Annotated in this window: 22 protein-coding genes; 8 read left to right on the top strand and 14 right to left on the bottom strand. The window is 58.5% G+C overall.

Going from position 1 to position 23,063, the window contains the following annotated elements:
- Positions 1-35: 35 nt before the first annotated feature.
- The 6 genes from SIC14_RS20330 to SIC14_RS20305 form a co-directional block, all read right to left on the bottom strand.
- Positions 36-614, bottom strand: a complete 579-nt coding sequence (locus tag SIC14_RS20330; RefSeq protein WP_412563722.1) for a DoxX family protein — start codon at positions 612-614, stop codon at positions 36-38.
- Positions 611-1,381 (bottom strand): putative DNA-binding domain-containing protein, encoded by a 771-nt coding sequence (locus SIC14_RS20325; protein ID WP_412563721.1) that lies wholly within the window; start codon positions 1,379-1,381, stop codon positions 611-613. The genes SIC14_RS20330 and SIC14_RS20325 overlap by 4 nt, the downstream gene beginning before the upstream one ends.
- Positions 1,378-2,238, bottom strand: coding sequence for a DUF692 domain-containing protein (locus SIC14_RS20320; protein WP_412563720.1), 861 nt, complete (start codon positions 2,236-2,238; stop codon positions 1,378-1,380). Before SIC14_RS20320 ends, SIC14_RS20325 begins: the two co-directional genes overlap by 4 nt.
- 191 nt (positions 2,239-2,429) lie before the next feature.
- Complete coding sequence (locus SIC14_RS20315; protein ID WP_412563719.1) at positions 2,430-2,735, bottom strand: DUF2282 domain-containing protein; 306 nt, start codon at positions 2,733-2,735, stop codon at positions 2,430-2,432.
- A 217-nt stretch (positions 2,736-2,952) separates the two neighbouring features.
- Positions 2,953-4,899, bottom strand: coding sequence for a threonine--tRNA ligase (thrS, locus tag SIC14_RS20310; protein WP_412563718.1), 1,947 nt, complete (start codon positions 4,897-4,899; stop codon positions 2,953-2,955).
- Between the two features lie 176 nt (positions 4,900-5,075).
- Positions 5,076-5,957: a branched-chain amino acid aminotransferase gene (locus SIC14_RS20305; protein WP_412563717.1), complete on the bottom strand. Its 882-nt coding sequence runs from the start codon at positions 5,955-5,957 to the stop codon at positions 5,076-5,078.
- 150 nt (positions 5,958-6,107) lie between these two features.
- Between SIC14_RS20305 and SIC14_RS20300 the strand changes: the two genes are divergently transcribed.
- The 4 genes from SIC14_RS20300 to SIC14_RS20285 all read left to right on the top strand — a co-directional run bounded on the left by SIC14_RS20300 (position 6,108) and on the right by SIC14_RS20285 (position 9,310).
- Entirely contained in the window at positions 6,108-6,569 is a 462-nt protein-coding gene (locus SIC14_RS20300) for an Lrp/AsnC family transcriptional regulator (RefSeq protein WP_412563716.1), read from the top strand.
- A 77-nt stretch (positions 6,570-6,646) separates the two neighbouring features.
- A complete protein-coding gene (locus tag SIC14_RS20295) occupies positions 6,647-7,390 on the top strand; it encodes an alpha/beta fold hydrolase (protein WP_412563715.1) in 744 nt (247 codons plus the stop codon).
- Entirely contained in the window at positions 7,387-8,355 is a 969-nt protein-coding gene (locus SIC14_RS20290) for an alpha/beta hydrolase (protein ID WP_412563714.1), read from the top strand. The genes SIC14_RS20295 and SIC14_RS20290 overlap by 4 nt, the downstream gene beginning before the upstream one ends.
- A 244-nt stretch (positions 8,356-8,599) precedes the next feature.
- The gene (locus tag SIC14_RS20285) at positions 8,600-9,310 is read left to right on the top strand and encodes an alpha/beta fold hydrolase (protein ID WP_412563713.1); all 711 of its coding nucleotides are present in this window, start codon (positions 8,600-8,602) and stop codon (positions 9,308-9,310) included.
- 38 nt (positions 9,311-9,348) lie between these two features.
- Here the strand turns inward: SIC14_RS20285 and phaZ are convergent, their stop codons facing one another.
- Entirely contained in the window at positions 9,349-10,632 is a 1,284-nt protein-coding gene (gene phaZ / locus SIC14_RS20280; protein ID WP_412563712.1) for a polyhydroxyalkanoate depolymerase, read from the bottom strand.
- 133 nt (positions 10,633-10,765) lie between these two features.
- Between phaZ and SIC14_RS20275 the strand changes: the two genes are divergently transcribed.
- From SIC14_RS20275 to SIC14_RS20260, 4 genes are all read left to right on the top strand, one after another.
- A complete protein-coding gene (locus SIC14_RS20275; RefSeq protein ID WP_412563711.1) occupies positions 10,766-12,559 on the top strand; it encodes a PHA/PHB synthase family protein in 1,794 nt (597 codons plus the stop codon).
- 130 nt (positions 12,560-12,689) lie between these two features.
- Complete coding sequence (locus SIC14_RS20270; RefSeq protein ID WP_412563710.1) at positions 12,690-13,133, top strand: phasin family protein; 444 nt, start codon at positions 12,690-12,692, stop codon at positions 13,131-13,133.
- Positions 13,134-13,274: 141 nt separating this feature from the next.
- Entirely contained in the window at positions 13,275-13,832 is a 558-nt protein-coding gene (phaR, locus tag SIC14_RS20265) for a polyhydroxyalkanoate synthesis repressor PhaR (protein WP_412563709.1), read from the top strand.
- A 3-nt stretch (positions 13,833-13,835) separates the two neighbouring features.
- Positions 13,836-14,801 carry a LysR family transcriptional regulator gene (locus tag SIC14_RS20260; protein WP_412563708.1) on the top strand — a complete coding sequence of 322 codons (966 nt, stop codon included), beginning with the start codon at positions 13,836-13,838 and terminating at the stop codon, positions 14,799-14,801.
- Positions 14,802-14,894: 93 nt separating this feature from the next.
- Here the strand turns inward: SIC14_RS20260 and SIC14_RS20255 are convergent, their stop codons facing one another.
- From SIC14_RS20255 to SIC14_RS20225, 7 genes are all read right to left on the bottom strand, one after another.
- Positions 14,895-16,112 carry a DegT/DnrJ/EryC1/StrS family aminotransferase gene (locus tag SIC14_RS20255; RefSeq protein ID WP_412563707.1) on the bottom strand — a complete coding sequence of 406 codons (1,218 nt, stop codon included), beginning with the start codon at positions 16,110-16,112 and terminating at the stop codon, positions 14,895-14,897.
- Positions 16,113-16,215: 103 nt separating this feature from the next.
- Positions 16,216-17,520 carry an NAD(P)/FAD-dependent oxidoreductase gene (locus SIC14_RS20250; protein ID WP_412563706.1) on the bottom strand — a complete coding sequence of 435 codons (1,305 nt, stop codon included), beginning with the start codon at positions 17,518-17,520 and terminating at the stop codon, positions 16,216-16,218.
- Between the two features lie 93 nt (positions 17,521-17,613).
- Positions 17,614-18,972 carry a glutamine synthetase family protein gene (locus SIC14_RS20245; RefSeq protein WP_412565907.1) on the bottom strand — a complete coding sequence of 453 codons (1,359 nt, stop codon included), beginning with the start codon at positions 18,970-18,972 and terminating at the stop codon, positions 17,614-17,616.
- 20 nt (positions 18,973-18,992) lie between these two features.
- Positions 18,993-19,691 (bottom strand): type 1 glutamine amidotransferase, encoded by a 699-nt coding sequence (locus SIC14_RS20240; RefSeq protein ID WP_412563705.1) that lies wholly within the window; start codon positions 19,689-19,691, stop codon positions 18,993-18,995.
- A gap of 85 nt (positions 19,692-19,776) precedes the next feature.
- On the bottom strand, positions 19,777-21,108 hold the full coding sequence (locus tag SIC14_RS20235) for a glutamine synthetase family protein (RefSeq protein WP_412565906.1): 1,332 nt from the start codon (positions 21,106-21,108) through the stop codon (positions 19,777-19,779).
- Between the two features lie 209 nt (positions 21,109-21,317).
- Positions 21,318-22,124, bottom strand: a complete 807-nt coding sequence (locus tag SIC14_RS20230; RefSeq protein WP_412563704.1) for an ABC transporter permease — start codon at positions 22,122-22,124, stop codon at positions 21,318-21,320.
- Positions 22,121-23,002, bottom strand: a complete 882-nt coding sequence (locus SIC14_RS20225) for an ABC transporter permease (RefSeq protein WP_412565905.1) — start codon at positions 23,000-23,002, stop codon at positions 22,121-22,123. Before SIC14_RS20225 ends, SIC14_RS20230 begins: the two co-directional genes overlap by 4 nt.
- Positions 23,003-23,063 lie beyond the last annotated feature (61 nt).

Here is a 23,063-nt window from a genome sequence, read left to right as displayed (position 1 = left end):
CCCTTAGGGCGGCGTCCTAACCTCGTCAATTAGCGTCAGGCCTGCGCCGCAGGACGTGCCGAAAGAGCGTTGCGGATCAACAGGATGCGGTCCAGGGACAGCGGTCCTGCGCCCTTGATCACCAGGGTCAGCAGCAACAACATCCAGAAACCACGCTGGTCCAGGATTACACCGTCAGGCAGCCGATCGAACCAGGCTCCAAGTGTTTCGATATGGGCAATCCCGCCGTGGCCGTAGAGGTCCGTCAGCGACTGAACCGCAATGAAACCAATCATCCCCAGACTGGCAAGGCGTGTGAACAGCCCCAGAACGATCAACGCAGGCAGGATAAATTCGGCGTAGGTTCCGGCCATCACAACGGCCCAATGAAAAATTCCCAGTTCCGAGCTGTTGTAGCCCACGGCCTCAAACGCTTTTGGAAAGATCTGCGCATAGGCCCCGGTGGAGGGGCTGAACAGGCCAAGAAATCCGTCGCCAAGTTTGGTCATGGCAGAGGCCCAGAAATAGCCCAAGAGGCTGGCTGCAAAGAGAAATCTTGCGAAGGTTGGCAGCAGCCAGTCGGTGCCGTTCAGCCCGTTGGCTATGCGGAAGTAGCGGTTGAGAAGGGTGGTCATTGGGTCTCCTCCACTTGGGGAATTGTGTCTTGGGTCGGGACAGAAATGTCCGTGAGGGCCTGGGTGGCCAAGAGGGTTGCCAGCAGGCCGCCGAGATCGGCGCCGGGGTGCAGAGTGCTGGCTTCGGCCAAGGATTTTCCGGACATCAAGGCTGCCAGCAGATCCGCCTGATCACCGGGCAGAGGGGTGGGGACCGGATCAAACTCGGGCCGGGTCACCAGGGTGGGCTGTGCCACGCCGGGCGGGTTTTCGTCTGTTTCGCCAAGGGCTTTGGCGCGGATGGCGTGGATGGGCCACTGGGTCAGCACCAGTTGGGTTGCGGGGGCAAACTGCAGTCGCGCAGCGTTCAGATCTTCTGGCGCAAGTGTGGCGAGCTTAGCAGGATCGAGGGCGGGCGCATCCTCGGCGTGGTAGCTTTGGCGCAGGGCGTATTCCAAACGCGCCACATCACGCAGATAGGCCAGATTGGCCAATGCAGGAATGGCTGAGATATAACGTGGAAATCCCCCGCCATAGAGCATCATGAGCGGTGAAGAAGGCGGATTGGCACGCAGGTAACCCGTTGCGATGGTGTTGAAATTCTGCTCGCCCAGCAGGCGCGCGGTGGCGGGGAAACCTGTTTCCAGGGCATCGCGCAGCGACACGGTGACATTGTTGCGATAGACATCAAACCGTTTGCCCGCAGGACGGCCCGCCGCATCCGAAAGGCCAACAGGGCGGTCGCGAACAGGATCCAGAAGGGCGGCGTTAAAGGCGGACTGGCTCATACCGGCACCTGTGTTGCAAGGCGGGACAGCGCTGTTTCGGCGCGCAGCGCCTCCGCGGCCAACATGGGCCATTCCGGCACATCGGTGTCCCATTCGATCAGCGTGGGCAGCGGACCAGAGCGTTGCAGCGTGTAATCCAATAGGGTCCACACAGGATCCGCAACCTCGCGGCCGTGGCTGTCAATCAACAGCGGCGCGCCATGGTCATCCTCATCCTCATCATGACCGCCAAGGTGGATTTCACCAACCTTATCAAGCGGGAAGGCGTCGACATAGGCGCGGGGATCATAGTTCAGATTGGTGGCTGAGACGAAGATGTTGTTCACATCCAGCAACAGCCCACAGCCGGTGCACTTGCTGACCTCGGCCAGAAAAGCGGGTTCTTCATAGGTCGATTCATCAAATGCCAGATAGGAAGAGGGGTTTTCCAGCAGCATCCGGCGGCCAATCACCTCTTGCAGCTGATCGATATGATCGCAGACACGCTGCAGCGTTGCCTCTGTGTAGGGCAGGGGCAGAAGGTCGTTGAGGAAGGCGCTTTCATGAGTCGACCAGGCCAGATGTTCTGAAAAACTGGCGGGGTTCAGCCAGTCACACAGATATTTCAGGCGGGACAGATGGTCGTGATCAAGGGCGCCTTCGCCGCCGATCGACAGGCCAACACCATGCACAGAAATCGGGAACCGTTCGGCCAGATATTTCAGCTGGGCAATCGGGCGGCCACCCGCGCCCATGTAGTTTTCAGCATGCACCTCAAGCCAGCGCACCGGTGCCGGATCCTGCAAGAGATCAGCATAGTGTTGCGGTTTGTATCCAACGCCGGGGCCCGCGGGCAGGTGGTTGGTCTGGTCAAACATGGCGGAGCTCCGAAGGGCGAATGGGCGGATAAAAAGGGCTGTCCTGAAAAACGCAGGAACAGCCTAACACGAAACAGTTAACAAAACCCCGCCCATTCTGGGGAAGCCTGGGCGGGGGGACAGATGGGGGCGGTGCAGCCCCCACCCGGGCAGTCTTGGGCGCTGATGAGGTCATCAGCGCCATACGTGGCTTATGCCGGCAGGTCACGCTCCAGCGCTTCCAGCGAGCCTTTGCGTGCTTTGCCGTCGGCCATGGCCGGCAGTTCGATGTCCATGCAGCTGCCTGCATCAACCAGGGTCCAGGCGTTGCCCTGATAATCCACGGTCGAGGTGCCGGCGCAGGTGGTGCCGGGGCCGGCGGCACAGTCGTTTTTACCTGCCAGCGACACGCCGTAGCACTTTTCTTTGTCCATTGCGTGGGCAACGGTGGTGGTCTGAGCGGTCAGGGCGGCTGCAACGGCGCCGGCTACGGCCAGGGTCTTGATGGTATCGGGCATTTCTCTCTTCCCTTTCGGTTTTGAATTTCAGGTCAGCCTCAATCGGCGACAGGGAAAAGGTAGCCGCAGCCCCCGCTGACAAGCCACTCACGAGCCTGTGCATCACGCCCGCGTGTGCGGGTGTGAGAATTCCCGGCGGAATCGGGGCAAATTTTTCAATAAAAACGGTCCGCGACGGGGTTTCCGTCGCGGGCCGCAAGATTCCAGCGCTGGAATGTTACAGAAGGTCGGGCGGTGTCGCCTCTTTCGTCAGCTGTGTAACAATCTCGTCCAAGGTCTGGACCTTGGTCTGTTTTTCACCCAACCGGCGGGTCGAAACGGTGCGCTCTTCAACCTCTTTCATGCCACAGGCCAGAATGACCGGCACTTTGCCCAGGCTGTGTTCGCGGACCTTATAATTGATCTTCTCGTTGCGCAGATCAGCCTCGGCACGGATGCCGGCCGCACGCAGCTTCTCGACAACTTCCAGGCAGTAGTCATCACAATCCGAAACGATCGCCGCCACAACCACCTGACGCGGGGCCAGCCAGAACGGCAGCTTGCCTGCGTGTTCTTCGATCAGAATGCCGATGAAGCGTTCAAACGAACCGAGAGTCGCACGGTGCAACATGACCGGCATATGTTTGTCGCCGTCCTGGCCAATGTAGGTGGCACCCAGGCGCTCGGGCATGTTGGTATCCACCTGCAGCGTGCCACATTGCCAGTTCCGGCCGATGGCATCGGTCAGGGTGAACTCCAGCTTTGGACCGTAGAAGGCCCCTTCACCTGGCAAAACTTCGAAGTCGTAGCCCGCCGCCTTACAGGCGTCGCCGAGCGACTGTTCCAAGATATCCCAGGTTTCATCAGAGCCAATGCGTTTTTCGGGACGCGTAGAAAGCTTAACTGTCCAGTTCTCAAATCCTAGGTCAGCATAAACTTTGGCGAGGAACGCAATGAATTTTTTGGTTTCCGCTTCGATCTGGTCCATGCCGCAAAAGATATGGCCATCGTCCTGGGTAAACCCGCGCACGCGCATAATGCCGTGCAGCGCGCCTGACGGTTCATAGCGGTTACACGAGCCAAACTCGGCAATGCGTAGCGGCAGGTCGCGGTAGGACTTCAGGCCCTTATTGAACACCTGAACATGGCAGGGGCAGTTCATAGGCTTCAGGGCGTTGATCGACTTTTCACGTGCATGGTCTTCGTCGACTTCAACGATGAACATGTTTTCCTGGTATTTGTCCCAGTGGCCCGAGGCTTCCCAGAGTTTGCGGTCAACCACCTGCGGGGTGTTCACCTCTTGATAGCCGTCCTTGTTCTGCATGCGACGCATATAGTCCTGCAGTGTGGTGTAGATGCGCCAGCCGTTCGGATGCCAGAAGACCTGGCCGGGCGCCTCTTCCTGCATGTGGAACAGATCCATTTCCTTGCCCAGCTTACGGTGGTCGCGTTTGGCGGCCTCCTCCAGCATGGTCATATGGGCCTTCAGATCCTTGCGGTTCTTGAAGGCCACGCCGTAGATTCGCTGCAGCATCGGGCGGTCGCTGTCGCCCAGCCAGTAGGCGCCGGCCACATGGGTCAGCTTGAACCCGTCCGCCGGCACCTGACCGGTGTTCAGCAGGTGCGGGCCACGACACAGATCCTGCCAGTCGCCGTGCCAGTACATCCGCAGGTCTTCACCTTCGGGGATGCGGTCGATCAGTTCAACCTTGAAGGGCTCGTTGTTGTCTTTGTAGAGCTGGATGGCGCGGGCACGTTCCCAGACCTCGGTCTTGACGGCTTCGCGGGCGTTGATGATGTCCTTCATCCGCGCCTCAATCGTGCCAAGGTCTTCGGGGGTGAACGGCTCTTCGCGGTCGAAGTCGTAGAACCAGCCGTGATCGCGGACCGGCCCAATGGTGACCTTCACGTCTGGCCAGATTTCCTGCACCGCACGCGCCATGATGTGGGCCAGATCGTGGCGGATCAGCTCCAGCGCCTGATCATCGTCCTGCAGGGTGTGGATGGCGATTTGCGCATCTTCGTTGATCGGCCATTGCAGGTCCCAATGCGCCCCGTTCACGGTGGCGGAAATGGCCTTTTTGCCCAGCGATTTTGAGATGTCGGCGGCCACTTCGGCCGCAGTGATGCCAGCCGCGTAGTCACGCGCATTGCCATCGGGGAAAGTAAGGGAGACTTGAGCCATTCTTTTGGCCTCCTCGTCAGTTTGGCGCCCACGGAACGCCCGGTTGCGGGTTATGATGTTCGACGCCCTTATTGCGGTGCGGGGCGGGGCAAGTCAAGCAAGCGGTTGCAGGGCGTTGAAAATAGAAAACCCCGCCGGATCGGGCAGGGTTTTCGGGGACTTAAGGGGGACGGTGGTTAAGCCGCGTTGTCTTGCGACGCTGCCGCATGAGCAAAGGCCCAGTAAAGCTCGCGCGCACGCAGCGCGATTGGACCAATGCCCAGTTCGCGATCATCAAGACGCGACACCGGCATAACCTTGGCGATATTGCCGGTGGCAAAGATCTCTTCTGCGGCCTGGAAATCCTCAACGGTCAAAGTGGTTTCCACAACCTCAACGCCGTCGCCGCGCAGCAGCCCAATCACCCGCTGGCGGGTGAGGCCGTTCAGGAAACAGCCGGTGGGCACAGGGGTAAACGCCACGCCGTCGCGGACCAGAAACACATTGGTCGAGGCGGTCTCTGCCACATTGCCATCGATATCCAGCGACAGCGCGTTGGAAAAGCCGCGCTGACGGGCATAGGCCATGATGCGGGCGTTGTTGGCATAAAGCGAACCGGCCTTGGCTTCGGTCAGTGCCATATCCTGCCGTGGACGGCGGTAGGGCGAAACTGTCAGGGAAAACCCTTCAATCGCGGGCATCGCCATTTCCTCAATGCAGATTGAGAAGGCCGTGCTTTCGGGATCCAGATCAATCACACCCGCACCGCTTTCGGTCGCCCACATCATCGGGCGGATATAAAGCTGTGCCTCCTGCGGCAGCGTCTTAACCTTTTCGCGCACCAACGCTTCAACCTCGGGGCCAGTGATCTTGGGCACCATCCCCAGAGCTTCCGCCGAACGGATCAAACGGGCGCAGTGCAAATCAAGATCCGGCATGACCCCTTCAAAGCTGCGTGCACCGTCAAAGACCTGGCTGCCCAGCCACGAAACATGATCCGCCGCGCGGATCACCGCGACGTTGCCGTCCTGCCATTTACCCTCAAACCAGGTCCAGATGTTACCCTTGCCAACTGCCATTGCGTCCTCCTGCGTGCGTCTTGCAGTGCCTCTCCTGCAAGAAGTTTACCAAATGCCGGCGGAAGAAGTTTTCAATTTCAGTTCATTTTGGATGAATGTCAGAAGAATTTCGTGATAAGGCTGATTTGGTAAAAGAAAGTTTTGTTGATCATGCCCAATATCTCCGAAATGGATCTGCGGATCCTGCGTGAACTTGCCCGTGACGGCCGCCAGTCCAATGCCCAGCTGGCGGAGCGAGTCGGCCTGTCTGCCTCACAATGCTGGCAAAGGGTGAAGAAACTGGAAACGTCGGGCACAATTGTTGGCTATGGGGCGCGGATCGATCACGAAGCGCTGGGCGTACCGGAAACGGTGCTGATCGAACTGGCTTTGGACCGCAATGAAGGCTTCGAAGTGGCCACTGTCTGCGAACAGCTGGCACGTTTTCCTGAGGTGCTGGAGGTGCGCATGACGTCCGGTGAGTTCGACATTTTCGCCAAGGTGGTTGTCAGCGGCACCCGCGGTTACGAAAGGTTCCTGCGCGAGCGGCTATATAAAATCACCGGCATTCGCCAGTCCCGGTCGGCCTTTTCTCTGCGCAGTTACAAGAATGAGATTTCCGTGGTGCCCTAGCGGCAGCTTGCATCCTTGCTTTCGCGCCGATCAACAACGGGCTACGCTGGCTGCAAGACCAACAGTGGAGCGCAAAGATGCAATTTCTCGACACGGCGCAAGGCCGCCGGATCGCCTATCACAAGACCACAGGCAAAGGGCCGACAATCCTGTTCTGTTCTGGCCTGAAGTCCGACATGGAAGGCACCAAAGCGGTGCATCTTGAAGCCTGGGCCCGGGCCCGTGGGCAGGCCTTTGTGCGGTTTGACTATTCAGGTCATGGGCAAAGCTCCGGGCGGTTTGAAGAAGGGGCCATTGGCGATTGGCATGAAGACACGCTGGCCATTGTGGATCAGATCATTGACGGGCCGATTGTTGTTGTCGGTAGTTCGATGGGCGGTTGGCAAGCCCTGTTGCTCGCGCGGGCGCGGGCGTCCCGTTTGGCGGGCATGGTCACCATCGCTGCGGCGCCGGATTTCACCGAAGACGGCTATTGGGCCAGCTTCACTGAGACACAGAAAGCCGACCTGCAGGCGCAGGGCCATGTCCGGATGCCGTCGGACTATGACGAAGACTACATTATTTCCAAACGTCTGATCGAGGAAGGGCGGAGCCATCTGGTGTTGCGCGCGCCACTGTTGCTGCCCTTCCCTGTGCGGTTCCTGCAGGGCACTGAAGACACCGCCGTCAGCACCGACACGGCGACCCGCCTTCTGGGCCATGCAGAGGGGCCAGACATCCGCCTCACCTTGGTCAAAGGCGCGGATCACCGGTTCTCTGATACGGAGTGTCTGAATCTGATCGAAAAGTCGGTCGAAAAAACACTTGCTAGGGCGACATGAAGGCGGCGCGCGTTGGTCTCGTTGTTGCGCTTGTCCTGCTGGCAGGTTGGCTTGTCGCCCCCAGGGAAAACCTTGTGCCCGAACAGCGATTCGATGCGAAGAAACTGTCGCAGGGGATTGCTGCTTATCTGACCGCCGACGAGGCGCGCCATGCAAACATTCGCGCGGGCAGTGAGAAACAAGTGATTTGGGCTGCCGAGCCTGAGGTTCAGACGGAATGGTCCATCGTCTATTTGCACGGGTTTTCTGCCAGTTCGAGCGAGTTGCGTCCGGTGCCAGACAGGCTGGCCGAACATATGGGGGCGAACCTCTATTTTGTTCGGTTTGCAGGGCATGGACAGGACGGGGCTGCTCTTGGGCAAGCGCGGGCGGCAGATTGGGTCTACGATGTCCAAGAGGCCATCGCGATCGGCCAGAACATAGGTAAAAAAACGCTTGTGCTGTCCACCTCAACGGGCGGGTCGCTCGCCACACTGGCGGCCGCTGATCCGGAGATGTCGAAACGGGTGTCTGCACTGGTTTTTGTCTCTCCAAATTATGCGGTGAACAACCCTGCGGCCTTTTTGCTGACACAGCCCGGAGCCCGGGTCTGGGTTCCCTGGCTGATAGGGTCTGAGCGGTCGTTCACACCTCAAAATGATGCTCACGCGGCGGCTTGGACACAGAGCTACGCGACCGAGGCGATCATTCCCATGGCCGCTGTTGCAAAGGCGGCGCGTGGGCTTGACCACAGTCAGATCACGCAACCGGCTTTGTTCATTTATGCCCCAGAGGACCAGATTGTGCGCTCTGACATCAGCGACGAGGTGAGATCAAATTGGGGCGGGGACACGACTTATTTCACGCCGCCGTTGGGCGATGCTGATGATCCTGGCAGGCATGTGATTGCGGGAGAAATACTAAGTCCTGAGGCGACTCCTTTTGTGATCGATGCGCTGGTTGATTGGGTGTCGAATCTTCCGTGATGGTAGTCATTGATCCCTTAATACTTGCTTAATGTTCGTGATTTATTCTCAAGGGAATCGCAAAAACTGTTGGCGCGCGCGCGATACGGTGCCGACACCCGAGTAAAGAGAGATAAAGTTTGAGATTTTGTGGAATGGAGGGGCGTTGACAAGGAGGAAGTGAAAGAAGCCGTTGTCGTCCGTTGACAGTTCTACGCCCAAACCGCAGTTTGCAGGGGAACTAATACTGGGGTAGGGCGTCTTGATGGAACCGTTGGTTTTTTTGCCGGGGATGATGTGCGACGCACGTTTGTTTGCCCCTCAAGTTACTGCGTTTTCCCGTCATCTGCCGGTGACCGTTGCGCCGGTCGGACTGGGCGAGTCGATTGAGGAAATTGCCGAGACCGTTTTGCGCCAATTGCCAGAGAAATTTGCCCTCGCCGGCCTCTCAATGGGCGGCATCGTTGCAATGGAAATGCTGCGCCGCGCGCCGGCGCGCATCACGCGGATTGCCTTGATGGACACCAATGCGCTGTCAGAGACACCCAAGACAGCGGCTGCCTACGAGCCCTTGATTATTGCTGCCAAGGCGGGGCGGCTGGAAGATGCGGTGCGCCAGATGATGAAGCAAGAGTACCTGGCCCCGGGCGAAGCGCGGCTGGAGATCTTGAACCGTTTTGTTGCAATGGCGCTGGAACAAGGGCCAGAGAGTTTTGTGCGCCAGTGCAAAGCGTTGCAACGGAGGCGCGATCTGCAATCTGCCTTGCGACGCTGCAAAGTGCCGGCGCTGGTGCTGTGCGGGGAACATGACCAATTGACACCCGTAAAAAGGCATCAGTTTATGGCAGAATTGATCCCGTCAGCGGAGCTGAAGGTGATTGCCGGGGCCGGGCACCTGCCGACCTGGGAGCAGCCGGACGCTGTCACCACCGCATTGCTGGGGTGGATGAAACAGCCCTATGTTCTGCGCGGGTGAGGACTGAAAACCCAAACCGCACAGTAGCCTAGAAAAGCCTAGCCCGCGGCCTTGGCGCTTTTTGCTGCGGATTTTTTGGGTTTTTTCGGCGCATCGGCATTGGCGTCGATAAACTCCAGCACCAGTGGCCGGATGTTGTTGCGCCAACTTTTGCCTGCAAAAATCCCATAGTGACCTGCGCCGGGTTCGACATGGCTTGCTTTCTTGGCGTCCGGCAGGCCGGTGCAGAGATCAAGCGCGGCAACACATTGACCGGGTGCGGAAATATCGTCATTTGCGCCTTCCACGGTCTTTACGGCGACCGTGGTAATCTTGCCGATGTCGACGGGTTTGCCTTCGATGGTGAACTGGTTTTTGGCAATTTCACAGTTTTTGAAGATCCGCTCCACCGTCGACAGATAGAACTCGGCCGTCATGTCCATTACGGCGAGGTATTCGTCATAAAACCGGTTGTGGGCATCGTGATCAGAGGCTTCACCTTTCATCACCCGTTGGATCTGGTCCGAAAAGGCTTTGGAATGGCGCTCGCCATTCATCGACATGAAAGACGCAAGCTGCAGTAGACCGGGGTAAACCATTCGCCCGACCCCTTTGTATTTGAAGCCAACCCGCTGGATCATGGTTTCTTCCAGCTGGCCCATGGTGACGCGGTTGCCGAAGTCGGTCACATCTGTGGGCGTGGCATCCGGATCAATCGGGCCACCGATCAAGGTCAGGGAGCGCGGCTGCGCTTCGGGTTCTTCACCGGCCAGATATGCGGTGGCGGCAAGGGTGAGGGGGGCAGGCTGACAGATCGCAATCACATGGGTGTCCGAACCCAAATGGCGCATGTAATCAACCAGATAAAGGGTGTAATCCTCAATGTCGAACTTGCCGGCAGAAACCGGAATGTCGCGCGCATTGTGCCAGTCGGTGATGTATACTTCGCAGTCGGGCAGCAATGAAATCACGGTAGAGCGCAACAGCGTTGCATAGTGACCCGACATCGGCGCCACCAGCAGCACTTGGCGCGGTTTGGTTTCGCGTCCCATCACCTGAAAGTGGAGGAGATCGCCAAAATCGCCTTCAACCACAGTTTCCACGTTGACCACATGGTCTTTGCCGTCGTCGCAGGTAAACGAATGAATGCCCCAATCGGGTTTCGTCACCATGCGCTGAAATGTCCTCTCGGTGACTTCGCCCCAAGCTGCCATCCATTGTAACGCAGGATTTGGCACCATCGCGAAAGCCGGATAGGATGCAAGAGACAAGGCGGAGGCACCCAGCCATTGGTTCGTGTTACGGATAGTTTCCATAAGATCGTACGTGGCCATGTAGCGCATGCGCGTCTCCTTTGCTGTCCGGTTGCCCGGGTTGCTTTGTCGTCAGGCTGGTCATCTGGTGTTTACAGCAACGACCTATTTTCACCGAACATTAAATGCTGCACAGCAGCGAAGTTAAGGGGGAATCGTTAATATGACAACAAAAGAGGACATGAAGGGCGAGGACCTCGCGGCGCTGGAGGCCAATTTGGCCAAGGTCGAGGATCTCTCGCAACGCTTCATGACGGCGCTTTCGAAACGCAATCCGGCCAACGCACAGCTCAATGGACCGGATCAGGATGTCTTTGTGCAGGCCGCTACCTCTTACTGGTCATCGATGATGCAGGACCCGGCGAAACTGTTTGAAAACCAGCTGGAGTTCTGGGGCAATTCGGTCAAACACTACCTGGAGGCCAGTCAGGCGCTGGCCAAGGGCAAGCTGGAAGCGCCCCAAGATCACACCCCAACAGATCGTCGTTTTTCCAACCCCCTGTGGCAAACGCATCCCTATTTTAATTATGTAAAACAACAGTATATGATGAATGCAGCGGCCATGCGCCAAGCCGTTTCAAATGTCGAAGGCCTGTCCCAGACGGACCGCACGCGGCTGGATTACTTCGCCCAGCAGATCATCGACATGATGTCGCCCACCAACTTTTTGGGCACCAATCCGGATGCGCTGGAACGTGCTGTTGAGACTGAGGGCGCCAGCCTTGTGAAAGGTTTGGAAAACCTTGTGGCCGATCTGGAAGCCAACAACGGCGAGATGCTGGTACGGCTAGCAGATGACAGCGCCTTTGAACTGGGGCGAAATGTCGCCACCACGCAGGGCCAAGTTGTGTTTCGAAATCATGTGTTGGAGCTGATCCAATACACGCCGACCACCGAACAGGTGCACGCAACGCCGCTGCTCATCTTCCCGCCCTGGATTAACAAATTCTATGTGTTGGACCTGAAAGAGCAGAACAGCCTGATCAAATGGATCACCGATCAGGGCTACACCTTGTTTGTTGTCAGCTGGTTCAATCCCCGCCCCGAAGACAAGGATTTCGGGATGGAGGACTATATCGAGCAGGGCTACTTGGAAGCGCTTCGGGTCGTCAAAGAGATCACCGGTGAGAAACAGGTGAACGCGGTGGGTTATTGTATTGCCGGCACCACGCTGCATCTGACCCTAGCATTGCTTAAGAAACGTGGTGATAAATCAATCAAATCCGCCACTTTTTTCACCGCACTGACAGATTTTGACGAACAGGGTGAATTTACGCCGTTCCTGCAGAATGATTTCGTCGATGGGATTGAGGCCGAAGTGCAGGCGCAGGGCATTCTGCGCAGTTTTATCATGGGGCGGACCATGAGCTTTCTGCGCTCAAACGATCTGATCTATGGCCCGGCGATCAAAAGCTACATGATGGGCGAAGCGCCGCCCGCTTTTGATCTGCTGTACTGGAACGGCGATGGCTCGAACCTGCCGGGCAAAATGGTGATGCAATACCTGCGCGCGCTGTGCCAGCGGAACGATTTTGTCACCCGCGGCTATAAGATCCTTGGCGAAACCCTGCATGTGCGGGACGTAGACGTGCCGCTGATGTCGATCACCTGTGAGACCGATCACATCGCCCGATGGAAGGACTGTTATCGCGGTTTCCAGCAAACCGGCGCCAAGAACAAGACCTTCATTGTCAGCCAATCCGGCCACATTGCGGGCATCGTGAATCCGCCAAGCAAGAAGAAATATGGTCACTTCACCAATGACGATCTGGGGCTAGAGGCCGACGACTGGATGTCGCAATCGAAATTTCATGAAGGCAGCTGGTGGCCACGCTGGGAGGCCTGGCTGAAGAAGCGGTCCGGCAAGATGGTGCCGGCACGGCAGCCGGGTGATTCGTCCTATCCGGCCCTGGAGGCGGCCCCGGGCAGCTATGTCACCGTGAAGGCAAGTGTCTGAACTTTCGACGTTTTCAAGATTTTTTCTGCGATGCAGCATTTTTGATTGATTTTCTGCATTGCAGCATTCATATTCTTTGCAAGACATGTAGCACCGGGGTGGTCCCGGTTGAGGCAAAGGATTTGGAATTATGACCAAAGCGCAAGATTTTACTGCGATCATGAAAGACATGATGGGTGCTTTCCCGGTAGACACCAAGGCCGTTGAAGACGCATTCAAAACCCAGGCGTCGCTGAACGAAAAGCTGACCGCCGCTGCACTGGGCGCTGCCGAAAAGTCTTCGGAACTGTCGTCCAAGTGGACCAAAGACACCCTGGGCAAAATGGCTGATGTTGCCAAAGTAAAAGATGAGCCGGCGGACTATGCCAAGGCTCTGGGCGATTTCGCGTCGGCACAGGCCGAAACTGCCGCGGAAAACATGGCCGCTTTTGCCGAGATTGCCAAAAAGCTGCAGTCCGAAACTGTTGAGCTGATGATGGCCGCCGGCAAAGACATGAGCGAAGAGGCTTCGGCCGCCGTTCAGAAAGCCGCCAAAGACGCCACCGCCGCCGCCAAAAAGGCCGCAGCGAAGTAATCTGTCCCTGAATGACAGACGGGGCACATCGCTCCTCCCTCCCAGATGTGTCCAGAGCGGGTTTCCTTGAAGCCCGCTCTTTCTTTTTATTCTGCGCTCGCATAGGATTTTGTTGCAGTGCTGCATTTTGGGGAGGACCACGTGGCAGAAGACAACAAGCCGCTCTTGATCAAGCGATACGCCAGCCGGCGTCTCTATAATACGGAGACCAGCGATTACGTGACGCTGGAAGATATTGCCGGGTTCATCCGCGACGGGCGTGAAGTTCAGATCGTGGATCTGAAGTCAGGTGATGATCTGACCCGTCAGTATCTCCTTCAAATCATTGCCGAACATGAAAGCCGTGGCGAAAATATCCTGCCGGTGAATGTGCTGACGGATCTGGTGCGGACCTATACCAACCAGGCGGAATCCATGGTGCCGCAGTTCCTGCAGGCTTCCTTTGAGATGCTGCGCGACGGTCAATCCGCCATGATGGAAAACATGACCAAGGCCAGCCCGATGGGGCAGATGCCTGGGTTTGAGATGTTGCAGGCGCAGCAAGAGGCCTTCATGAAGGCGATGACCCAGGGCCTTGCTGGCGGCTGGAGCGGGCCTGCGAAGGAGGAGGCCAAACCCGCCGAAGAGGGCGAAGATCTGGATGCCATCAAACAACAGCTTGCTGATCTTCAGGACAAGCTCAGCAAATTGGGTAAATAACCCATGGTCGACAGTCCCGGACGCCTAACGCTCTGGGGTGTCGAGGTTTTTGTGGCCACCGCAGAAGAAGGTTCAATCTCGGCCGCCGCGCGTCGGTTGGGGGCAAGCGCTTCTGCGGTGAGCCAGCAACTCACCAATCTTGAAAGCGCCCTTGGCACAACCTTGTTGTTGCGCAACACCCGCCCCGTCACCCTGACACCGGCAGGGGAGGTGTTCCGCAGGCGGGCCAGTGCCATCCTGAATGAGGCCGCGATGGCCCGATCGGAACTGGCGATGGGGGATATGGCGGCCCTTACCCGTTTCCGACTGGGCATGATCGAGGATTTTGAGGCCGATGTGACCCCACGTCTGTTGGCGCAGATGGCGGAGGGGCTAGAGCATTGTCAGTTCCTTCTGGAAACCGGTGCCAGTCACACGCTTTATGATCAATTGGAAGCGCGGGCTTTGGACGTGATCGTGGCTGCGGAAATGGGGGCAGAGGCAGATTGGATGGAAGTCCATCCGTTGATGGACGACGTGTTTGTTGTGGCAGCGCCCAGAGGCATGTTTGACAGCCAGCGGCCCCTTTTGCCGCAGCTTCAAGCGCAGCCCTTGGTGCATTACACCACACGCCATCATATGGGCCGGATCCTGGCGGCCCACTTGGCGCGGCAGAACCTTCGGCTGGCGCATCGGTTTGAATTGGACAGCTATCACGCCATCCTGGCCCTGGTGGCACAGGGGACGGGATGGACCATTCTGACACCGCTGGCCTTGATGCGGGCAAAACGATTTGCCGCACAGCTAGATGTGTTCGAGTTGCCGTTTGAACCGCTTTCACGACGGATTTCCCTGTTGGCGCGGCGCGACAGCCTACAGGACATGCCAGAGCAAGTTGCCGCGCAGTTGAAGCCGATCCTGCAGGAACAGGTGGTTGACCCCGCGAAAGGGGTCTACCCCTTTATGGCGGATGTCTTGAAAGTGCTGTGAAGATTCGGGCGTTTTGCGGCATGGGCAAAGACTAGGGCGTCCCCGGTTAATAATCGGTGAACGCCTCGCCCGTTTCAAAAACCTGCAATAGAATCAGGTACCAAAGGCCCGATGGTTGCCCATGACATCCTGCGCAGCTTTGATTAGCGCGTCGGCGATGAAGTCGATCTCCGGCAGGGTCAACCGCGCAGGCAGCCGCGCATCGCAGGCCTTCATCAGCATCTCGCGGGTCTTGGGCAGGCTGGGGGCCTTGCCCAAAAACTCCCAGTTCCAAAAGGCGCGGGCATTGTCGGTCGACAGCCCAAAGACCTGCACTTTCACACCGCGCGCGGCGGAGGCGTCCTGAAAGGCGCGAACCTCTTCTTCGGCCATGCCCACCAGATTAAACTGGATGGAATCCGGAGCACGTTCTTCGGGGCCCAGTTTCTCCGGCACCGTGATCCACGGCGAAACCTCAAGCTTATCAGCCAGATAGTCGTGGTTGCGTCGTCCATCAGTGACCCGCCGGGGGATTTCAGCCAACTGGGCGCGCACAATTGCAGCGGAGATATTTCCAAGCCGCAGATTGTAAAGCGGCAGCTTGTTTTGCCAGTGATCAAAGGCCATTTTCAGCGCCGCCTCATCTTCAGGCGTGCGGGCCAGATGGGCCTTCCAATTGTGCTCATAGGCGCCGGACATAATTGTCGCCTGCGCCAGCAGATCTGCATCATCGGTGATCAGAATGCCACCTTCGCCAGAGTTCAGGAGCTTGTAGCTCTGGAACGAGAAGCAACCAATTTTGCCAATTGTGCCAATGTTTTGCCCGTGCCATTTGGTGCCAAGCGAATGTGCCGCATCCTCAATCACCGGCAGGCCTTTGACCGCGGCCAACTCCATAATCCGGTCCATATCCGAGGTATGTCCGCGCATATGCGAAATCATCACCGCGTCGATGTCCTGCTCCAGTTTGGCTGCGAAATCTTCCATGTCGATGCGGTAGTTTTCTCCCACCTCGGAAAGCACCGGCACGCAATCCGCATGCACAATCGACGACGGCACCGCCGCAAAGGTGAAGGCCGGGATGAGCACCCGCGCGCCGGGCTTCAATCCCAGTGCTTTCAGCGACAGAAACAAGGCGGCAGAGCAGCTGGACACTGCTAGCGCATATTTCGCCCCCATGGTATCGGCAAACTCCCGTTCCAGCTTGGACACCGGTGCATCCTGACCGGCGGTGTAACGAAACAGATCCCCCGAGCTCAACAAGCGCTCAATCTCTGCTCGGGCGCTTTCTGGGATGGCTTCTGCGTCATAGACGTTGGGGGGCAGTGTCATCTGTTTTCGGCTTTCCTGAAGTCTCTCTTCGGAAAATCTAAAACATCACATTCCATTTGCAAAATGAAATGTTCACGACAGCTGCCGGAAACCCTGCATTTGATCAGATCCCCAGCCGGTCTCGCATGGCAAACCAACTCATCGCCAACACCAGCATTGGCGATCGCAGCGCGGGGCCACCGGGGAAAGGCAGAGCGGGCAGCGCCGCCATTGTGTCAAAGCCCGAGGCGTCGCCTTCGATGGCCTTCGCCATCAATTGCCCGCAATGGGTGGCAGTGCCAACGCCGTGGCCCGAATAGCCCGAGGACGACAGCACGTTTTGGCCCACCCGCGCCACAAACGGCAGTCGTTTCACCGTGATTCCCAGGGTGCCGCCCCAGGCGTAGTCAATTTTCACATCGCGCAGCTGCGGGAAGATTTCCAGCATGGGCTTGCGCACCTTGGCGGCAATGTCGGTTGGGAACCGGTAACCATAGCTTTCGCCGCCGCCAAACAGCAGCCGGCCATCGTGGGACAGGCGAAAATAATTGACCACAAACTTGCTGTCACAGACCGCAATATCCTGCGTCAAAACCTCTTTGGTGCGCGCGCCCAAGGGTTCGGTTGCGGCGACAAAGTTGTTGATCGGCATGACCTTAGAGGCGACTTTGCGGTTCACCCCTTCCAGATAGCCGTTGCCCGCCAGCACCACGTGGTCACAGCGCACCATGCCGCGCTCCGTGTGCACTTCCGGCTTGCTGCCTTCCTTGACCTTCTTGACGTGGGAGCGTTCAAAGAACCGCACCCCCGCCGCCTGCGCCGCGCGGGCCAGCCCCAGGACATAGCGCAGCGGATGCAGATGCCCCGCGCCCAAGTCCAACAAGCCGCCGTGATAGGCAGGGGAGGGGCAGATCTCTTGGGTCTCTTCAGGAGACAAAGGCCGGATCTGATCGTAGCCATAGTCGCGCTGCATCTTCTCTACATAGGCATGCAGCTCGGTGGTTTCAGAGGTGGCAAAACCGGTCCAGGCAATGCCGGGCTTCAGATAGCAATCGATCTGATGTTTCGCGACCAGCGCCTTCACCAGATCCTTGGCCTCTTCTCCCATGTCCCACAGCTTGCGGGCGTCGGCCTTGCCCACCATTTGCTCCAGCTTATCCTGATCCTGCCGCTGGCCCGATCCCAGCTGCCCCCCGTTTCGCCCCGAGGCGCCAAAGCCGATGCGCTGTGCGTCCAGCACAACCACATCAAACCCCGCCTCCGCCAGATGCAGCGCGGTGCTGAGGCCGGTGTACCCCGCCCCGACCACACAGACGTCTGCGTTGATTTTGGCGTCGAGCGCCGGAAACTCGGGCAGGAAATCGGCGGTGGCCGCGTACCAGCTGTCGGGGTATTGGCCCTTGGAATCGTTGGCATAAAGCAGTTGCATCTGCCTGCCTCCATGTCTTCTTGGTTCAAATATCCCGGGGTTGGAGGGGCAGCGCCCCTCCCGCTTAGCGCTAGGCTGCGCCCCGGGGCTGGATCACACGTTCAGCAACAGGTGTTCACGTTCCCAGGGGCTAATGACCTGCAGGAACTCCTCGTATTCGGCGCGTTTCACGATGGAATAGACGCGGGCAAATTCGGGGTGCAGCACCTCATGTAGCGCCTCAGCCTCATCAAACAGATCCAAAGCCTCGCCCATCACGCGGGGCAGATCGGTCTCTTCCTCATAGGCGTCGCCCTTATAGGCGTCCGAGGGCATTTTCTGTTCCATCAGGCCCAGATAGCCACAGGCCAGTGAGGCCGCGATGCCGAGGTAGGGGTTACAATCCATACCCGCCAGCCGGTTTTCCACCCGCCGCGCCGCAGGCCCCGAGATCGGGATGCGGATGCCGGTGGTGCGGTTGTCGCGTGCCCAGGCCAGATTGATCGGGGCGGCATGGTCCCGCACATAGCGGCGGTAGCTGTTCACATAGGGTGCCAGCACCGCAGTGGCCGAGGGCAGGTGGTTCTGCAGACCGGCGATGAAGTGGTAGAACGCATCCGTTTCGCTGTTGTCGTCGGCGGTGAAGATGTTCTTGCCGCTTTCGATGTCCAGGATCGAATGGTGGATGTGCATGGCGCTGCCCGGCTCATTCGCGATGGGTTTGGCCATGAAGGTGGCAAAGCAGTCGTGCCGCAGCGCCGCCTCGCGGATCAGCCGTTTGAAGTAGAACACCTCATCGGCCAGTTTCACCGGATCGCCATGGCGCAGGTTGATCTCCAGCTGGCCCGCGCCGCCTTCCTGGGTGATGCCATCGATCTCGAAACCCTGCGCTTCGGCAAAGTCATAGATGTCGTCGATCACCGGCCCAAACTCGTCCACCGCCGTCATCGAATAGGCCTGACGTGCCGCAGCTGGGCGGCCCGAACGGCCCATCATCGGTTCGATCTTCTTGGCGGGATCGACGTTGCGCGCCACCAGGAAAAACTCCATTTCGGGCGCGATCACCGGCTCCCAGCCTTTGGCGCGATACATTTCGACAACCCGTTTCAGCACGTTACGCGGTGAAAACGGCACCGGCGTGTCGTCCAGATTGAAGGCGTCATGGATCACCTGCAGCGTCCAGTCTGCCGTCCAGGGCGCGGCCGAGGCGGTGTCCATATCTGGTTTCAGCACCATGTCCCGTTCGACAAAACCATCTTCACCGGCCGCTTCGCCCCAGTCGCCGGTGATGGTCTGGTAGAAGATCGAGTCGGGCAGGAAGAAGCTGTCCTGCTTGGCAAACTTCTTGGCGGGGACCGCCTTGCCACGGGCGATGCCGGGCAGGTCCGCGATCACGCATTCCACCTCGTCCAGACGGTGGCCTTCCAGATAGGTCTGCGCGGCTTCGGGCAGGTTGCGCAGCCATTCGTTCATATAAGAGGTCTTATCGGCACTCATGCTGCATTTCCTTTTTTGGCGTCCGCTTGCGCAAAGAACGCGGCCATCATGCTGGCAAACCCCTGATCGTCCAAGGGTTTATCCATATCGCGGTTCACATCCGCGATCATCTGATCGGGCAACAGACCCGGGGCGCGATATTTGATCAGGCCGCTGATGAACTCTGCCGTAAACTCGGGGTGAGGTTGAATGGTCAGGATCGTGTCGCCAATGACCAGACCAGCATTTTCGCAGAAATCGTTGCTGGCGATGACCTCGGCCCCTTCGGGCAGGGTCAGCACCTGATCCTGATGCCAGGCGTTCAGGGTCATTTCCCGCCCCTGAACGTCATAGGTGGTGGGGCCTGCGACCCAACCGCCTGCGAATTTCTCAACCTTGCCGCCCAGAGCCTGCGCGATGATTTGATGGCCAAAGCAAACGCCGATCAGCGGTTTACCTGCATCGCGGATGTCGCGGATCAGCGCCTCCAGCGGCGGGATCCAGGGGTGGTCTTCGTAGACGCCGTGTTTGGAGCCAGTGATCAGCCAGCCATCGGCCTCCTCCACCGAAGCTGGGAATTTTCCGTCCACCACATAGTAATCCACGTAGTCAAAGCCGTGGCCTTGCAGCAGCCGTGCGAACATCTGGGCATAATCGCCCATGTCGTCTTTCATTTCCTCCGGCATGTGGCCGGTTTGCAGGATTCCGATTTTCATAAGTCACCAGGTGTCTTTGGTCTGAAGGGTAGGGGGCATCGCGCCCCCCGACAAGAGGAGCAGGGGACGGCCAGCAGCCGCCCCCTCAGACCATTTCGAGGTAACTCTCCACCCGCGCGTCCGCTGGCATATCCGCCATTTCGCGCAGTTCCTGACGTTTTGTCAGCGTGTAGTTCTGGATCATTGCGGCAGGGAAGATCCGCGCCACATGCTCGCTGCTGGCAAAGGTGTCGATCGCTGTCTGCCAGTCGCTGAGGATCTGGGGCAGCTCTTGATCGTAGGAATTGCCTTCAATCGCAGCGGGCGGGGCCAGTTGGTCCTCGATCCCCGTCAATGCTGCGCCCAGAATGGCTGCCAGCATCAGATAGGGGTTCACGTCACCGCCAGCGACACGGTGTTCGATCCGCCGCGCGGCAGGCGGGCCGGATGGAACGCGGATCGCAGCAGTGCGGTTTTCATAGGCCCAGCAGATCGAGGTCGGGGCATGGGCGCCCGGCACCATCCGTTCATAGCTGTTAAAATGGGGGGCAAAGACCAAAGTGCTGTCCGCCATCGCCCGCATACAGCCCGCAATCGCGTGGCGAAGCGTCTCGCTGCCTTCGTCCGTGCCATTGTCAAAGACGTTGTTGCCGTCCGCATCCATGACCGAGAAATGGGTGTGCAGCCCGTTTCCGGCTTCCTCCGGATAGGGTTTCGCCATGAAGGAGGCGGCAAACCCGTGTTTGCGCGCCAGCCCTTTGACCAGCATCTTGAACAGCCAGGCATCATCGGCGGCCTTCAGGGCGTCGCCATGCATCAGGTTGATCTCAAACTGGCCCTCGCCACCTTCGGAAATTGCGGCGTCGGCGGGGATATCCATCGCCTCACAGGCGGCGTAGAGGTCACTGAAGAACCCGTCAAAGGCATCCAATGTGGCCAGCGACAGGATATCGGGCGCCGTCCGTCGCTTGCCAGAGCTGGGCAGAGCCGGCATCCGCAACACCTCACCGCTGTCATCAACCAGAAAGAACTCCAGCTCTACCGCCGCCACGGGGGACAGGCCGCGGGCCTTGTAACGCGCCAAGACTGAGTTCAGCGCCTGACGTGGATCGCCGTCGAAGGGGGTACCGTTTTCGTCAAACATCCAAACCGGCACCAGCGCGGCGGGGGTGTCGAGCCAGGGCATCGGCAGCGGGCCACGTCCGGTGGGGCGCAGGAACCCGTCCTTGTCGCCGCTTTCAAACACGAGGGGCGAGTTCTCAATATCCGCGCCCCAGATGTCGAGGTTCAGCACCGAGAAGGGGAAACGGGTCTCACCCTTGTCAACCTTACCAGCGTTCCAGGCGGGGATGCGTTTGCCGCGGGGCACACCATTGAGGTCCGCCGCTGCAACGCGGATCGAACGCACCTCGGGATTGTCTGCAAACCAGTCTTTGATCATTGCCGTCACTCAGCCGTTGCCGGGCGGCCCGTGACGGTCGGGCGCTCGGCCCTGATCTCTCCGTCCGGACCATGCCCTTGGTCCTCATACATCCGATCAAACCCGGCCGCGCCAAGATGGCGCCGCCGCAGATGGGGTTGTAGCTGGTTTCCTGCCTCGAAAGGCCCAGAAACGCGCACCCTCATAATTTGATCAAATTCTTCTTACTATCGGATCAGATTAGGACGCAAGCGAATTTTACGGCGGCTGGCCTTGGGTAGGTGACGGTTCAGGTATTTGTTTGCCAGACCAAAGATGCCCACAATCACCAGCGTCAGCAGGATGAAATAGAAGGCAAGGATTGGGTAAGGCACAAATGGGTTGAAGGTCTTATCCGCCAGATATTTCGCATAGTAGAGCGAGTCCCCTTGCTGTCGCCATGTCGGGAAACCGGACAGGAACACCAGCGTGGTGGCATGAAACAGGAAGATCGCCTCGTTCGTGTAGCTGGGCCAGGCGAGGCGCAGCATGGTCGGGAAGGTGATCTTGCGGTACTTCTTCCAGCCCGAAAACCCATAGGCATCCGCCGCTTCCATGTCGCCTTTGGGGATCGCCCGCAGCGCACCATAAAAGATTTCACCGGCATAGGCCGAGGTGTTGAGGAACAATACGATCAGCGCGCCCAGCCATGCGGCCGAAAGCGGGTCAAAGATCGGCGACCAGCTTTTGAGCTGCAGGAAGAAGAAATAGGCAAAGAAAAACTGGATAAACAGCGGCGAGCCCCGGAAGATAAGGATGAACCAGCGGGCGAATAGGTTCAGCACGCGGTTGCCCGAGTTTTTGGACAGCGCAATGGCATTGGCAAAGAAGAAGCCAAAGATCACCGCGATCACCCCAAAATAGACGTTCCAGATCAGACCGGATCCAATCAGCGTGAATTGGTCACACAGGGTGATATCCGTCACCGGCAGACGCCGTTCGCCATAGCCGAGCGAACGGAATGCGTAGTCCTGAACAGTTTGCCAACAGCTCATGCCGCTTTCCTTTGCGCTTCGCCGCCGACAGTCGCCTGACCGTGGGACAGTTTCTTGGTAATCCTCTCCAGAACAACTTCGGAGACTTTGGTAAAGGCGAGGTAGAAGATCAGCAGCCCAAGGAAGTACCACATCCGCCAGTCACCATGCGGGTAATCCGTGAAGCGGGCCTGCTTGCTGGCCCCCAGTTCACGCGCCCAATAGACCATGTCCTCAACCCCCAGCAGGAACAGTAGCGGGCTGGCCTTGATCAGGATCATCCACAGGTTCGACAGGCCGGGCAGCGCATAGAGCCACATCTGCGGCACCAGAATGCGCCAGAAGGCTTGGCGATGGGTCATGCCATAGGCTTCGGCCGTTTCCATCTGCGCCCGTGGCACAGCGTTCATGGCACCGAAGATGACGTTGGCGGCAAAGGCGCCAAAAACGATCGCAAAGGTCAGCACCGCAAGGCTGAAACCGTAGATTTCATGGATCCACTGCGGCGAGGAATTCAGCGGCATCTTGGCGATGTCACAGACCACAAAATCGGTGCCACGGCGGATCGGCTCATCCCATTCGGGGCAACGCGCCTGATGCAGCAGCCATTCAATGCCCTGGTCCAGTGCGATCACAAAGAACAGGAAGAAGGCGATATCGGGCACACCGCGCACAATGGCGATATAGCCTTTACCCATCCAACGGGCCGGCAGGAAGCGGGCACGGGCGGCCATCGCTCCGAAAAAACCAAAGCTCAGCGCGACCGGTGCGGTCACAGCGAGCAGCAACAAAACGGTCCCGAAGGACACGTAGAAGCCCATATGCTTGCCTGTGGTCAGGTAGCAGCTCAACCACTGGAAAGTTTCCAGTGTGGCGGGATCAGCGCAATAGGAGAAAATGGCGGGCCTCTTTTGCTGGCGCGGCCCCATCGAGGCCGTGGAAAAAGGGGGGAGGGGGTGA

Origin of the sequence: Thalassobius sp. MITS945101 (assembly GCF_047123305.1) — a bacterium.
GTDB lineage: Bacteria > Pseudomonadota > Alphaproteobacteria > Rhodobacterales > Rhodobacteraceae > Thalassobius.
The sequence above is the reverse complement of the archived record's forward strand: the minus strand, read 5'-3'. Positions and strand labels throughout refer to the sequence as shown.

Coding starts and splice junctions, on each gene's coding strand:
- SIC14_RS20250 (WP_412563706.1), bottom strand. CDS start 17,520: ATGCAACTGCTTTATGCCAACGATTCCAAGGGCCAATACCCCGACAGC.
- SIC14_RS20260 (WP_412563708.1), top strand. CDS start 13,836: ATGGTCGACAGTCCCGGACGCCTAACGCTCTGGGGTGTCGAGGTTTTT.
- SIC14_RS20305 (WP_412563717.1), bottom strand. CDS start 5,957: ATGGCAGTTGGCAAGGGTAACATCTGGACCTGGTTTGAGGGTAAATGG.
- SIC14_RS20255 (WP_412563707.1), bottom strand. CDS start 16,112: ATGACACTGCCCCCCAACGTCTATGACGCAGAAGCCATCCCAGAAAGC.
- SIC14_RS20300 (WP_412563716.1), top strand. CDS start 6,108: ATGCCCAATATCTCCGAAATGGATCTGCGGATCCTGCGTGAACTTGCC.
- thrS (WP_412563718.1), bottom strand. CDS start 4,899: ATGGCTCAAGTCTCCCTTACTTTCCCCGATGGCAATGCGCGTGACTAC.
- SIC14_RS20245 (WP_412565907.1), bottom strand. CDS start 18,972: ATGAACGAATGGCTGCGCAACCTGCCCGAAGCCGCGCAGACCTATCTG.
- SIC14_RS20275 (WP_412563711.1), top strand. CDS start 10,766: ATGACAACAAAAGAGGACATGAAGGGCGAGGACCTCGCGGCGCTGGAG.
- SIC14_RS20270 (WP_412563710.1), top strand. CDS start 12,690: ATGACCAAAGCGCAAGATTTTACTGCGATCATGAAAGACATGATGGGT.
- SIC14_RS20315 (WP_412563719.1), bottom strand. CDS start 2,735: ATGCCCGATACCATCAAGACCCTGGCCGTAGCCGGCGCCGTTGCAGCC.
- SIC14_RS20290 (WP_412563714.1), top strand. CDS start 7,387: ATGAAGGCGGCGCGCGTTGGTCTCGTTGTTGCGCTTGTCCTGCTGGCA.
- SIC14_RS20230 (WP_412563704.1), bottom strand. CDS start 22,124: ATGAGCTGTTGGCAAACTGTTCAGGACTACGCATTCCGTTCGCTCGGC.
- SIC14_RS20325 (WP_412563721.1), bottom strand. CDS start 1,381: ATGAGCCAGTCCGCCTTTAACGCCGCCCTTCTGGATCCTGTTCGCGAC.
- SIC14_RS20240 (WP_412563705.1), bottom strand. CDS start 19,691: ATGAAAATCGGAATCCTGCAAACCGGCCACATGCCGGAGGAAATGAAA.
- phaZ (WP_412563712.1), bottom strand. CDS start 10,632: ATGCGCTACATGGCCACGTACGATCTTATGGAAACTATCCGTAACACG.
- SIC14_RS20285 (WP_412563713.1), top strand. CDS start 8,600: ATGGAACCGTTGGTTTTTTTGCCGGGGATGATGTGCGACGCACGTTTG.
- SIC14_RS20330 (WP_412563722.1), bottom strand. CDS start 614: ATGACCACCCTTCTCAACCGCTACTTCCGCATAGCCAACGGGCTGAAC.
- SIC14_RS20320 (WP_412563720.1), bottom strand. CDS start 2,238: ATGTTTGACCAGACCAACCACCTGCCCGCGGGCCCCGGCGTTGGATAC.
- SIC14_RS20295 (WP_412563715.1), top strand. CDS start 6,647: ATGCAATTTCTCGACACGGCGCAAGGCCGCCGGATCGCCTATCACAAG.